The sequence below is a fragment of the Actibacterium sp. genome (genome assembly GCF_055134745.1).
Genome location: NZ_JBSRVX010000056.1, coordinates 1 through 12,900 on the forward strand (window position 1 = coordinate 1; position 12,900 = coordinate 12,900).

Sequence of the window (12,900 nt, forward strand, 5' to 3'; positions counted from 1 at the left end):
TGTGCTCTTCCGATCTATCTGCGCCACGCCCAGCAGCTTGATCCTGAACCCCATATCGGCAGCATGGCCGATATCCTCGATCGAGATGCGTTCGATGCCTTCCAGTTCCATTGCCTCGAAGGATACGCGCGTGCCAAAGGCAATCGCGGATAACAGCGCCAGCTTGTGCCCAGCATCTATGCCGCCCACATCCAGCGTCGGGTCGGCTTCGAGGTATCCCAGCGCCTCGGCCTCGGCAAAGACCTGGTCATAGGGCAGCCCCGCGCGCTCCATCCGGGTGAGGATATAATTGCAGGTGCCGTTCATAACGCCCATCACCCGCAGTGTGACATTGCCCGCCAGGCCTTCGGTCAGGGCCTTTACGACCGGAATGCCGCCTGCAACCGCGGCTTCGAACCGGATCACGCCGCCCCGCGCCTCGGCGGCTTCGGCAAGGGCCTGGCCATGCAGAGCCAGCAACGCCTTGTTGGCGGTGACGATATCCTTGCCCGCCGCGATGGCGGCTTCGACGGCGGCCTTGGCAGGGCCATCTGATCCGCCGATCAGCTCGACAAACACATCGACATCATCGCGCGCGGCAAGGGCGACGGGATCATCTTCCCAGTCATAGGAAGACAGGTCGATGCCGCGGTCCCTGGTCCTGGAACGCGCGGACACGGCGGTGATCTGCACCGGACGCCCGGCGCGTTCGGCCAGCAGCGCGGCATGGGTCTGGATAATCTTCACAACGCCGGTGCCGACGGTGCCTAGCCCGGCAATACCGAGCCGCAGGGGGGTGGACATTAAGGGATGCTCCTGCAACTTGCCGCAATCGACCGGGTGTTAGCCTTTTGCGCCGATGCTTGCAACGTGACAGGCAGGCGGTGGCTCAGAACTCTTGCGCCTGTAGCGCGTTTGCCTTGTCACGCAACGCTGCCGCACGTGCCTGCAGCGTTGCGGCCGGGTCATCCTGGGGGGATCGTGCCGCCGCTGGGGCCAGCAACTGATCCAGCGGCGCGAGAACCGGAAACGCCAGATCGCGGCCCACGGTGCGGTCAGATTGCAGGTCGGGAAACTGGGTGCAGCCGCCCAGAACCACAAGGATTGACAGAATGATCCCGATGCGCAGCATGGCTGTTCCGATCGTTTTTCCAAGTGTATCGCGCCGGGCGATCAGGGTGCAAGCCGAACAGTCGGGGTTGAAATGAACGCATGTTCAGATACAATGGTTCCATGGGGCGCAAATCGGGATCACATGCAGACATCACAGGACCGCGGGTGCGGGCAGTGGCCTGCGCCTTGTTCGCGCAGCATGGTTTTGCGGCGGTAACGATGCGGCAGATCGGCGCCGCAGTCGGGGTCGAGGCCGGGGCGCTGTATAATTATACTCGCGACAAGCAAAGCCTGCTGTCGGATTTGCTGGTGGCGCATCTGCAACAGCGGCTGGCGGGCTGGGATGCGGCGGTGCACGGCGATGACCCGTTGGAGCAGCTGGAGGCTTTTTGTGTCTTTCACATCGCCACAAATCGTGACCAGCGCGACGCGGCGTTGATTGCGGCGATGGAACTGCGCAACCTGACCCCTGACAATCTGGCGCAGGTTGAGACCTTGCAGGCCCAGTATTGCGGCAGGCTGGAAAATATCCTGCGCGACGGGCGTCAAGTGGGCCTGTTTACCCTGCCGGATGCCGGTCTTGCGGCGCAGGCGGCCATTGCCTTGCTGGACGGGCTTACGCTGTTGCGGCGTGACGACGGACGGCTGAACCCCGACCGTATCGAACGCGCCTGTTGCAACATGTTGCGCAAGGCGGTCGGCGCCTAGGGTCGCGGCGTCAGCTTCCGGCCGAGCAGGTCACGCCGTCAAAGCACAGGACCGGCACGAAGCGGGGGCGGGTAACGATCTTGTTCTCGAAGCTTTCGACATCCAGCCCCACATTGAATGCGGGTGAATAATCTATGAATGTTTCGACAAGAATGGCCCTGTCGCCCAATGGTGTCAGGGGGATCGTGTCCTGATAGCCGGTCAGATTGGCAGCCACCAGCGCCGCGCCCGGACCGGTGCTGTAAGACCAGTCAAGACCCAGTTCGCGGTCGGAATTGTTGCGGTCGCAATTGTCATCGCAGCGCACCAGCGTCACCCGGATCCAGGAATTGGTGCCATTGCCGGCGGTCAGATATGAAAAGACCTCGCCGAGGCCTTCGATATAGTTCGCGTTGACGGTTCCGTCTTCACGGCTGAGCATGTCGCTGATGGTATAGGCGGCCTTGAGGTTGACGTTGCGCGCCTGATAACCGTTGAAGAACACCAGGCTGCCAACATACCACCAGGCCAGAAGCGGCAGGATGATGACCGTTTCGGCGGTCAGGCTGGCGGTTTCGTCGGCGACGAATTGTCTGATGCTGTGTTTCAGTTTCTGGATCATGGCCTTAGGTCCCGTTCCCCGGTTCATTGACGAAGCCCGATGTCGCCACCAGCGCGTATCCGTCGCCGATATTCTGTTCCAGTTTCAGGGCCAGCCCGGTGCCCGGGAAGAACGGATCGACAATCACGCAGGCCCGGATGATCACCATCTGGTTTTCGGTGCCGGGATCGAAGGAAACGACAGGCTGCACATCGGCGCTGCGATCCACACAGGTGGCTTGCGGATCGGGCATTGACCAACTGGAATTTGAGATCGTCGTCAGTTCCAGCAGCAGCACGTCTTCACAATCCGGGATCAGGTTGATCGTGCGGCTGCAAATCTCTGTTTTCAGGATATCCGTGGTTACGTTGGGCCAGGTGCCCAGGCGCAGATCGCGCACGGCCATGTCCAGACCGCGTTCCAGCATCGTCTGGCGGATCATCAGATAGGACAGTTCGAAGTTGGACACGAATACCGACATGAACAGCGGCACCAGGATCACGAAATCGAGCGTCGCGGTGCCATCTTCGCGCCGGGACAGATCGCGCACCTTGCGCATCGCCCGCGCGGCAAATGAGGTAAGCCGGGTCATTGTGTCAGCCTCAGCTGGTTGATCGAACTGGCGATTGTGCCAAAGGTTGCGGCCAGGTTGGTGCCATTGGCGGCGAAGTAATGCCCGGGCGTGCTGGCGCAGTCGCTCATGACGTCATCGGCATTGCCGTCAACCTCGAACCCGATCGTATAGACGATCACGCCGGAATCCTTGGTCGCATCGCAGATTTCCTGCAGTCGGGTGTTCTTTTCGCTGTTATTGACGGTATCGACCGGGTCTTCCAGCCAGCTCCAATGGGCGTACCAATCGGTTCTGAATTTCTGCCACACTTCCTGATAGGTCATCTGAACCGCCGAGCCAGGCTGGTTGATGGTCTGCGTCGAGGTGGTGGTCGTGCACCGATACCCATACCACCAGGAATAGGAACAGCTTGTCTGGGTGGTCGTCACCTGTTGGTTGTCGATATCGCCATAGGGGGCCGAGTTCCAGCTGCCGTCATGCACATAGTAATACTGGTTCGTGCTGGCCCTGTAGATCGAGTATTTGCTGCTGTCGGATGTGTTTCGATAGATGGGCGACATGCCTTCGCGATAACCGTCTTTCAGGAAATGCTGCGTGGTGTTCACACCGTCGGTCATCAGCACGATGACCTTCATCGAATAATCCTGGGTATAGCTGTAGGGGCGTCCGGTGAAAACCGGATCGACCACGGTGCCGCCGCTGCCATTGCTGACAAGCGTCAGGGCGCTGATCGCATCACGCGCGGTGGGGTCCAGCAGGGCCGCGCCCCATTTCATGCCAACATCAATCGAGGTGTTTCCTCCAGCCGACAGGCTGTTGATGCGGCTGATCACTTCGGTATGTGTTTTGAGGAATGGCCGAATTTCGCGCCAGCTGTCAGTGCGGCAGGTGCGGTTTCCATCGCTGGCATAGTTGTTGCTGATATTGCTGGAACTGCTGTAGCCGCTCCAGGGATCGAAATGGCCGGTGCGCTGGGCCTCGTTATCGGTGTTCAACATGTCCCAATACAGCATCGGAGTCAGGAAATCCTGGGCATCAAAGGTCACGCAATGCGACCAGTCATGTTCGTCGGATACCTGAAGCTGGTCCAGCAGCGTATCGCCGGCCACCACCTGTTCCGAATAGGGAATGAGCGAGACCGAAACCTTGCCGGATTCAACCGTGCAGGCCGCGTTCGAGGCGCGGGTCGCATTCGGATTGCACTGCATGTAATACACGAAATCCTTGGCGGCTTCGCGCAAATCGTAAATCTTTGAATGTCCGCTGTTCGAGTTGGACCCCATCGAGCCGGAAACGTCCACAACCAGTGAAATTTCCAGATCGGTGATGCCTTCTTCGGCGGTGCTGGCGGCGGATGCTGTCATGGTGTCGATGCCCAGCATCTGCATGAACATCGAATCGACTTCGGCCGATGTCGTGATCGACACGCGCCGAAAACTGAGCTGACCGGCCGCTGTCGAGTTGCTGACAGTCACGCTGTCCAGATAATCGCCCAACCCGTCTTTTTCGAAGTAATCGGCGACGACCTGTTGCACATCTTCGGTCTGGTCCAGATCGGCGGCTGCCAGTGCGGCGCGGTCGCTGGTATTTTGCAGCTTGGTGCGGGTGGTTTCCATGCGCATCGCGTCGATCGCGATACCGGCTGACATCAGCATGAGGATCAGAATGAACATTCCGAACACCAGCATCGAGCCGGCTTCGCTGGCCTTGAATGCCGCAATACGGGTATGAATTCGGCCCGCTTTGCCTGCCTGCATTCGTTTTTCGACGCCACGCACATTCTCAAGCAGCATTATACTCATCCTTTCCGGGTTCCCCCGACAGGTTCCCGTCACATTGCGGAATCCCCGCATCGCGTTTTTACCCCCCTTCCGTTGGTGAATCTTGGACGTGAATCTGGCTAAAATGAGGCAGGACACCTGGCAGCGGCATGATGTTTGCCTGGGGGAAGGATTGGTAACGCTTCCGATACAATTGGGCTATATTCCGATAGTAAAGGCAGGGTGGGGTGCATCCATTCGGTGCGCCAATGCGTTCCGCATGGCAACGAATCGCGGCAAGGGGCATGAAAATGAAAAGAAACGTGGAAATCAGTTTTCGTGAATCCGTCGATCTGATGTTCAACCGCGCGGCGGCGCTGACGGACCTGTCGCCGGGTCTGGAAGAAAAGATACGGGTCTGCAACGCGACCTATACCGTGCGGTTCGGGGTGCGGCTGCGTGGCCATATCCATACATTCACCGGCTATCGCGCCGTGCATTCCGAACATATGGAACCGGTCAAGGGCGGCATCCGGTATTCGATGTCCGTGAACCAGGACGAGGTAGAGGCGCTGTCGGCGCTGATGACCTATAAATGCGCTTTGGTCGAGGCGCCCTTTGGCGGAGCGAAAGGCGGGCTGTGCATCGACCCACGCCAATGGGAAGAGCACGAGCTGGAGCAGATCACCCGCCGCTTTGCCTTTGAACTGATCAAGCGCGACCTGATCCATCCCAGTCAGAACGTGCCTGCGCCCGACATGGGCACGGGCGAACGCGAAATGGCCTGGATCGCCGATCAATATGCGCGGATGCACACCACCGATATCAACGCCCGCGCCTGCGTGACCGGTAAGCCGATCAATGCCGGCGGCATTCAGGGCCGGGTAGAGGCAACGGGGCGCGGTGTGCAATATGCCCTGCGCGAGTTTTTCCGCCATCCCGAAGATATCGCGCGCGCAGGCCTGACCGGCACGCTGGATGGAAAAAAGGTGATCGTCCAGGGGCTTGGGAATGTCGGTTATCACGCCGCCAAATTTCTGTCCGAGGAGGACGGCGCGATCGTGACCGGCATTGTCGAACATGATGGCGGGCTGCATTCCGAAACCGGCCTGAACATAGAGGCGGTGCGCAACTGGATCGCCACCCATGGCGGCATCACCGGCTATCCGGATGCGGTCTATCTGCCGGACGGCGCGATCTTGCTGGAGGATGAGTGCGACATCCTTATCCCCGCGGCGGTCGAGGGTGTGATCAACCTGTCGAATGCCGAACGCATCCGTGCCCCGCTGATCATCGAGGCGGCGAACGGTCCCGTTACCGCCGGCGCGGACGAAATCCTGCGCAACAAGGGAACAGTCATCATCCCCGATCTGTATGCGAATGCGGGCGGGGTCACGGTTTCCTATTTCGAATGGGTCAAGAACCTGTCGCATATCCGCTTTGGCCGGATGCAGCGCCGTCAGGAAGAATCGCGCCATGACCTGCTTTTGACCGAGTTGGAGCGCCTGTCGAAAGACAAGAATCTGGGGTGGACGCTTTCGCCGGATTTCAAGGAACGCTATCTGCGCGGCGCTGATGAGCTGGAGCTGGTGCGCTCGGGTCTGGATGACACGATGCGGACCGCCTATCAGTCGATGCGCGAGGTCTGGCATGGCCGGCAGGATGTCGACGATCTGCGCACCGCCGCCTTTCTGGTGGCAATCTGGCGGGTCGCGGCCAGCTATCGCGCAAAGGGGCTGTAAAGCCCAACAGGGCTGGTGCACTCTGCCGCGCCTCGTGCCATATTGGCGGGTATGAGTCTGCCACCCGGTTTCCTTGATGAATTGCGCAGCCGCACGTCCCTGAGCCAGGTCGTGGGCCGCAAGGTCATGTGGGATGCCCGCAAGTCCAACCAAGGCAAGGGCGACATGTGGGCACCTTGCCCGTTCCACCAGGAAAAAACCGCTTCTTTTCATGTGGATGACCGAAAAGGGTTTTATTACTGCTTTGGCTGCCATGCCAAGGGCGACGCGGTGGCGTTCGTGCGTGAAACCGAGAATGTCGGTTTCATGGAAGCGATCGAGATCCTTGCGCGCGAGGCGGGCATGACGATGCCCGCGCGCGACCCGGTTGCCGCGAAACAGGCCGATCGCCGCAGCCAACTGGCCGATGTGATGGAACAGGCGGTGCAATATTACCGGTTGCAGCTGAATACGGGTGCCGCCGCCGCTGCGCGCGCCTATCTGGCCCAGCGCGGGTTGTCGGAACAGGCGCAGGCGCGCTGGGATATCGGCTTTGCGCCCGATGCGCGCCAGGGTGTCTTCGGTCATCTGACCGGCAAGGGCATCGCGCCCGATCTGGTGATAGATGCGGGTCTGGCGGCCCGGCCCGATGATGGCGGCGCACCCTATGACCGGTTTCGCGGCCGCATCATCTTTCCGATCCGTGATGCGCGGGGGCGGGCGATTGCGCTGGGCGGGCGGGCGATGGACCCGAACGCGCGGGCCAAATACCTGAATTCCCCTGAAACCGACCTGTTCGACAAGGGGCGCAGCCTGTTCAATCACGGCCCCGCGCGCACGGCCGCAGGCCAGGGCCAGCCGTTGATCGTGGCCGAAGGATACATGGATGTCATCGCCCTGGCCGAGGCCGGATTTGGCGCGGCGGTCGCGCCGCTGGGCACGGCCATCACCGAGACGCAGTTGCAACTGATGTGGCGTATCCACCCGGAACCGATCATCGCGCTGGATGGCGATCGCGCCGGAATCGCGGCTGCCATGCGGGTTATTGATCTGGCCTTGCCGCTGCTGCAAGCCGGACAGTCGCTACGCTTTGCCGTCATGCCGCCGGGGCAAGACCCTGATGATGTGATTCGCGCGGGTGGGGCGGATGCGATGCGCAAGCTGCTGGATGCGGCCCAGCCCATGGTGCGCCTGTTGTGGCAGCGTGAAACCGAGGGCCGCGTGTTTGACAGCCCCGAACGCAAGGCAGCGCTGGACAAGGATCTGCGCGCCGCCATCGCCAGAATCGCCGATCGCTCTATCCGTGACCATTACGGCGAAGAGATCAAGCAATTGCGCTGGGCGTTGTTCAACCCGCGCCGCGCGCCTGCCGCCAAAGGCAAATGGCGCCCGCGCGATGCGGCACCGATGTCGATGCCCAGCACCAAGGCCAGCGCCCTTGTCGCAGGCCATCCCCGGTTCGAGGAAGAACTGCACGAGGCGGTTATCCTTGCCACCTTGCTAAGCCACCCCACGCTGATCGCCGAATTTCTGGCGGAACTGGAGGGGCTGGATTTTCAGACCGACGATCACCGCCGGTTGCGTGGCGCGTTGCTGACCCATTGCGATACGGTTGATCGCGATAAGCTTCATGCGGCGGTGGGGTCCACTCTTGGGCCGGGGCCCCTTGAAAAACTGTTCTCGCTTGGCCATGTGCAAATCGCGCCCGCAGTCAAGGATCGCACAAATGTCGAAAAGGCGCGGATGTGCCTTGCCGAGGAACTGGCCCGCCTGTCGGTCATGCACGGTGCCGCCCGCGAGATCGAGGATGCGATGCAGGAAATTTCTGGTCACGCCGATGAAGGGCTGACCCGCCGTATGGGGCAACTGGCCGAAGCCCGGAGCCGGGCAGATCGGGGCGGTGATACCGATGACAGGGCTGAATATGATGTCGGTCCGAACGGCGCACGGATCAAGCGTGACGAGCGTCACGCCTTTGGTCGCTTGCTGGACGAGATAGGATTCGACAAGGGAAAAGGGTCCACGTCGTGACTCCATGGTTACGAAGGGCTAAATAAACACGGCTAAACGGGTGTGCAGGCGCGTGATTCGCGCTATTGATTCGGATCACCAGAGGGACCGAATCAGCTTCCCCGCACAAGGAGCAGAGCATGGCCGCGAAAGACGCGAACGACGACGACACCGAAATTCAGGAAGACGAGGACAGCGAACAGACGCTGGACATGAGCCAGTCGGCCGTCAAGAAGATGATCGCCGAAGCCCGCGAGCGCGGCTATATCACCTATGACCAGCTGAACCAGGTTCTGCCGCCTGATCAGGTGTCTTCCGAACAGATCGAAGACGTGATGTCGATGCTGTCCGAGATGGGCATCAATATCATCGAGGAAGAAGAAGCCGAAGAAGAAGAGGCCAAGGGCGCCACCGATCTGGTCGAAACCTCGACATCGCGCGAAGTCGCGGTCGCCAAGACCGAGACCGAAAAACTGGATCGCACCGACGATCCGGTGCGCATGTATCTGCGCGAGATGGGGTCGGTCGAACTGCTGTCGCGCGAGGGCGAGATCGCCATCGCCAAACGGATCGAGGCCGGCCGAAACACCATGATCGCGGGCCTGTGCGAAAGCCCGCTGACCTTTCAGGCCATCACGATCTGGCGCGACGAATTGCTGAACGAAGACATTCTTCTGCGCGACGTGATTGATCTGGATGCCACCTTCGGTCGGTCCCTGGAAGATGACGCCGACGCCGATGAACCCGTTGTCGACAGCGTGCGTGTTGAAACCGGCGCGCCCAAGCCGCGCGAAGATACGCAGGAACTGGATGCCGACGGCAACCCGATCAGCAATGACGAGGATGACGAGGACGACGAACAGGCCAACATGTCGCTTGCCGCGATGGAGGCCGTTCTAAAACCGCGGGTGCTGGAGACGCTGGAAATCATCGCGCGCGATTACGCGAAGCTGGCCGAAATGCAGGATCTGCGGATGTCTGCCACGCTGAACGAAGATGGCACCTTTTCCGCCAAGGAAGAGGGCGCCTATCAGAAGCTGCGCAGCGAAATCGTGGTGCTGGTGAATGAACTTCACCTGCATAACAACCGGATCGAGGCGCTGATCGACCAGTTATATGGCATCAATCGCAAGATCATGCAGATCGACAGCGCCATGGTGAAACTGGCCGACCAGGCCCGCATCAACCGGCGCGAATTCATCGATGAATATCGTGGATACGAGCTGGACCCGACCTGGATGGACCGTATGGCCGAAAAATCCGGGCGCGGCTGGCAGGCGCTGGTAGAGCGGTCGGGCGACAAGGTCGACGAGTTGCGCGCCGAGATGGGGCAGGTCGGCCAGTATGTCGGCGTTGACATTTCCGAATTCCGCCGCATCGTACAGCAGGTTCAAAAGGGCGAAAAAGAGGCCCGCCAGGCCAAAAAGGAAATGGTCGAGGCCAACCTGCGCCTGGTGATTTCCATCGCGAAAAAATACACCAATCGCGGGCTGCAGTTCCTTGATCTTATTCAGGAAGGCAATATCGGCCTGATGAAGGCGGTGGACAAGTTCGAATACCGCCGGGGCTACAAGTTCAGCACCTATGCGACCTGGTGGATCCGTCAGGCGATCACCCGTTCGATCGCCGACCAGGCCCGCACGATCCGCATTCCGGTGCATATGATCGAGACAATCAACAAGCTGGTGCGCACCGGCCGTCAGATGCTGCATGAAATCGGTCGCGAACCCACGCCCGAAGAACTGGCCGAAAAGCTGCAGATGCCGCTGGAAAAGGTCCGCAAGGTGATGAAGATCGCCAAGGAGCCGATCAGTCTGGAAACCCCGATCGGCGATGAGGAAGACAGCCAGCTTGGCGATTTCATCGAGGACAAGAACGCGATCCTGCCGCTGGAATCCGCGATTCAGGAAAACCTGAAGGAAACCACAACCCGGGTGCTGGCCTCCCTGACCCCCCGCGAAGAACGGGTTCTGCGCATGCGTTTTGGCATCGGTATGAATACCGATCACACGTTGGAAGAGGTCGGCCAGCAGTTCAGCGTCACCCGCGAACGCATCCGCCAGATCGAGGCCAAGGCCCTGCGCAAGCTGAAACACCCCAGCCGCAGCAGAAAGTTGCGGAGCTTTCTGGATCAATAGGGAAACGATCGTTTCTGCCCGGTTCATCGGACCGGGCAGCACCTTGGGTGCGACCCTGCGCTATCCGTCTTCCCGCTCCAAGACAGGCAGACAGAATGACCCCTCGCTTCACCCTTGCCGTCGTCACCACGGCTGATGGTTTTATCGCCCGCTATCGGGGCCAGGCGCCGCAATCCTGGGCCAGTGCGGAAGAGCAGGATATATTCTTTGCCGCTGTCAGTGCCGCCGACTGGTCGATCATGGGGCGCGGCACGCATGAGGCGGCCCGAAATCCCAGCCGACGCCGCATCGTGTTTTCGACATCTGAATCCGGCTGGCGCAACCCGAACCAGCTTTGGCTGAATCCCGAACGCCATCGGCCGCATGATTTGCCCGCGCTGGTGGGCCATGTTCACGCGTTGCGGAACGGGCTGATCCTGGGTGGCACGCGGGTGCACGACTGGTTTTTGGCCCATGGCGCGATCGACGAGGTTCATCTGACGGTCGAGCCGCTGCGCTTTGGCGCGGGCCTGCCGGTCTTTTCGGGGCAGGGGGCGGGCGATCCGGTCGAAATCTTCCTCCGGGCGGGGTTTGCCATCCGGTCGGAACACTCGTTGAACCACGCAGGAACGCGGTTGCTGACGCTTTGCCCGGCAAGGTGATGTTTTCCCTGTAACCCAATATATTGGGCGTAATTTCCCCCCTACCCAAAGTCTAGCGGCTCGCCTATAGTGCCTGTGGATAACCGAACCAGAGCACCGAGGGAGGGGCCATGCGCTGCCCGTTTTGTGGAAATGTCGATACACAGGTAAAGGATTCGCGCCCGGCCGAGGATCACGTTGCGATCCGCAGGCGGCGGTTCTGCCCGGCCTGTGGCGGGCGTTTCACCACCTATGAGCGGGTGCAGTTGCGCGATCTGGTAGTCATAAAATCAAACGGCCGCCGCGAGGATTTCGATCGCGACAAGCTGGAACGCTCTGTCCGCATTTCGCTGCAAAAACGCCCCGTCGAGCCCGAGCGGATCGACCAGATGGTATCCGGCATCGTGCGCCGGTTGGAAAGCATGGGCGAAACCGATATTTCGTCCAAGGTGATCGGCGAAATCGTGATGGAAAGCCTGGCCCGGATAGATACCGTGGGCTATGTGCGTTTCGCCAGTGTTTACAAAAACTTCCAGGCGGCTGACGATTTCGACAAATTCGTCAGTGAACTGCGCCCCACAGGCCAAAGCGAAGAGTGACCGCCGCCGACGACACCCGTTACATGGCGTTGGCCCTGTCGTTGGGCGCACGCGGGATGGGGCAGGTCTGGCCGAACCCCGCCGTGGGATGTGTTCTTGTTCACAATGGTCGCATTATCGGGCGCGGCTGGACCCGGCCGGGCGGCCGGCCCCATGCTGAAACGGTGGCATTGGCACAGGCCGGCGATGCCGCCCGCGGGGCCACGGCTTATGTGACGCTGGAACCCTGCGCCCATACCGGCCAGACGCCCCCCTGTGCCGCTGCGCTGATTGCAGCGGGTGTGGCGCGGGTGGTCACGGCCATGGAAGACCCCGATACCCGCGTCGCGGGGCGGGGCCATGCGATGTTGCGCAGCGCCGGAATTGGGGTGACGACCGGGGTGATGGCCGATACCGCGCAAAGTGCGCATCGCGGCTTTGTTCTGAACCGGGTGCAGGGTCGTCCGGCCCTGACACTGAAACTGGCCACGTCCTTTGACGGGCGTATCGCGACCGCCAATGGCGACAGCCAGTGGATCACCGGCCCGGATGCGCGCCGGATGGTTCATGCGCTGCGCGCCAGCCATGATGCGGTGATGGTGGGCGGCGGCACGGCACGGGCCGATGATCCGATGCTGAATGTACGCGATCTGGGGATGCCGCGCCAACCTGTGCGGGTGATCTGTGCCACACGGCTGGATGTTCCGGTGTCGGGGCGGCTGGCGGCCAGCGCGGGTCAGTATCCGCTGTGGCTTTGCCACGGTGCGGATGCGCCCGCGGCCCGTATGGCCGATTGGCAGGCAACCGGCGCGCGTTTGTTGCCTGTGGCTGTTGCCCCCGGTGGGCAGCTTGATCCGGTGGCGCTGATGCAGGCGCTGGGGCAGGCGGGGCTGACGCGGGTGTTTTGCGAAGGCGGCGGCACCTTGGCGGCATCCTTGCTGGGGGCGGGGCTTGTGGATGAACTGGTGGGGTTCACGGCGGGCGTGGTTATCGGTGCCGAAGGCCGCCCGGCCATCGGCGCGCTGGGAGTAGGCGCGCTGGCCGAGGCCGCGCGGTTTCGTCTGGTCGAGACACGACCGATCGGTGGCGATATCCTGCATCGCTGGGAACGGGCCTGAC

At 61.2% G+C, this 12,900-nt stretch carries 12 protein-coding genes; 7 read left to right on the forward strand and 5 right to left on the reverse strand.

Annotation, left to right across the window (positions count from 1 at the left end; genetic code table 11):
* Positions 1–783: homoserine dehydrogenase (locus ACTCHC_RS12290; RefSeq protein WP_463022792.1), on the reverse strand; the 783-nt coding region annotated here is incomplete at its 3' end.
* Positions 784–868: 85 nt separating this feature from the next.
* On the reverse strand, positions 869–1,111 hold the full coding sequence (locus ACTCHC_RS12295) for a hypothetical protein (protein WP_463022793.1): 243 nt from the start codon (positions 1,109–1,111) through the stop codon (positions 869–871).
* Positions 1,112–1,311: 200 nt separating this feature from the next.
* Between ACTCHC_RS12295 and ACTCHC_RS12300 the strand changes: the two genes are divergently transcribed.
* Positions 1,312–1,800, forward strand: coding sequence for a TetR family transcriptional regulator C-terminal domain-containing protein (locus tag ACTCHC_RS12300; RefSeq protein ID WP_463022794.1), 489 nt, complete (start codon positions 1,312–1,314; stop codon positions 1,798–1,800).
* 10 nt (positions 1,801–1,810) lie between these two features.
* Here ACTCHC_RS12300 and ACTCHC_RS12305 read toward each other — a convergent pair whose 3' ends face one another.
* The 3 genes from ACTCHC_RS12305 to ACTCHC_RS12315 are packed head-to-tail and all read right to left on the reverse strand — an operon-like array spanning position 1,811 to position 4,747.
* A complete protein-coding gene (locus tag ACTCHC_RS12305; RefSeq protein WP_463022795.1) occupies positions 1,811–2,401 on the reverse strand; it encodes a TadE/TadG family type IV pilus assembly protein in 591 nt (196 codons plus the stop codon).
* Positions 2,402–2,405: 4 nt separating this feature from the next.
* Positions 2,406–2,972, reverse strand: a complete 567-nt coding sequence (locus tag ACTCHC_RS12310; RefSeq protein ID WP_463022796.1) for a TadE/TadG family type IV pilus assembly protein — start codon at positions 2,970–2,972, stop codon at positions 2,406–2,408.
* A complete protein-coding gene (locus ACTCHC_RS12315) occupies positions 2,969–4,747 on the reverse strand; it encodes a Tad domain-containing protein (RefSeq protein ID WP_463022797.1) in 1,779 nt (592 codons plus the stop codon). The genes ACTCHC_RS12310 and ACTCHC_RS12315 overlap by 4 nt, the downstream gene beginning before the upstream one ends.
* 278 nt (positions 4,748–5,025) lie before the next feature.
* Between ACTCHC_RS12315 and ACTCHC_RS12320 the strand changes: the two genes are divergently transcribed.
* From ACTCHC_RS12320 to ribD, 6 genes are all read left to right on the forward strand, one after another.
* Complete coding sequence (locus tag ACTCHC_RS12320; protein ID WP_463022798.1) at positions 5,026–6,456, forward strand: Glu/Leu/Phe/Val family dehydrogenase; 1,431 nt, start codon at positions 5,026–5,028, stop codon at positions 6,454–6,456.
* Between the two features lie 51 nt (positions 6,457–6,507).
* Positions 6,508–8,466, forward strand: coding sequence for a DNA primase (dnaG, locus tag ACTCHC_RS12325; protein WP_463022799.1), 1,959 nt, complete (start codon positions 6,508–6,510; stop codon positions 8,464–8,466).
* Positions 8,467–8,585: 119 nt separating this feature from the next.
* A complete protein-coding gene (gene rpoD, locus ACTCHC_RS12330; RefSeq protein ID WP_463022800.1) occupies positions 8,586–10,583 on the forward strand; it encodes an RNA polymerase sigma factor RpoD in 1,998 nt (665 codons plus the stop codon).
* 95 nt (positions 10,584–10,678) lie between these two features.
* On the forward strand, positions 10,679–11,224 hold the full coding sequence (locus ACTCHC_RS12335; RefSeq protein ID WP_463022801.1) for a dihydrofolate reductase family protein: 546 nt from the start codon (positions 10,679–10,681) through the stop codon (positions 11,222–11,224).
* Between the two features lie 110 nt (positions 11,225–11,334).
* Positions 11,335–11,802 carry a transcriptional regulator NrdR gene (gene nrdR, locus ACTCHC_RS12340; RefSeq protein ID WP_463022802.1) on the forward strand — a complete coding sequence of 156 codons (468 nt, stop codon included), beginning with the start codon at positions 11,335–11,337 and terminating at the stop codon, positions 11,800–11,802.
* Complete coding sequence (ribD, locus tag ACTCHC_RS12345; RefSeq protein WP_463022803.1) at positions 11,799–12,899, forward strand: bifunctional diaminohydroxyphosphoribosylaminopyrimidine deaminase/5-amino-6-(5-phosphoribosylamino)uracil reductase RibD; 1,101 nt, start codon at positions 11,799–11,801, stop codon at positions 12,897–12,899. The genes nrdR and ribD overlap by 4 nt, the downstream gene beginning before the upstream one ends.
* Position 12,900: the final 1 nt, after the last annotated feature.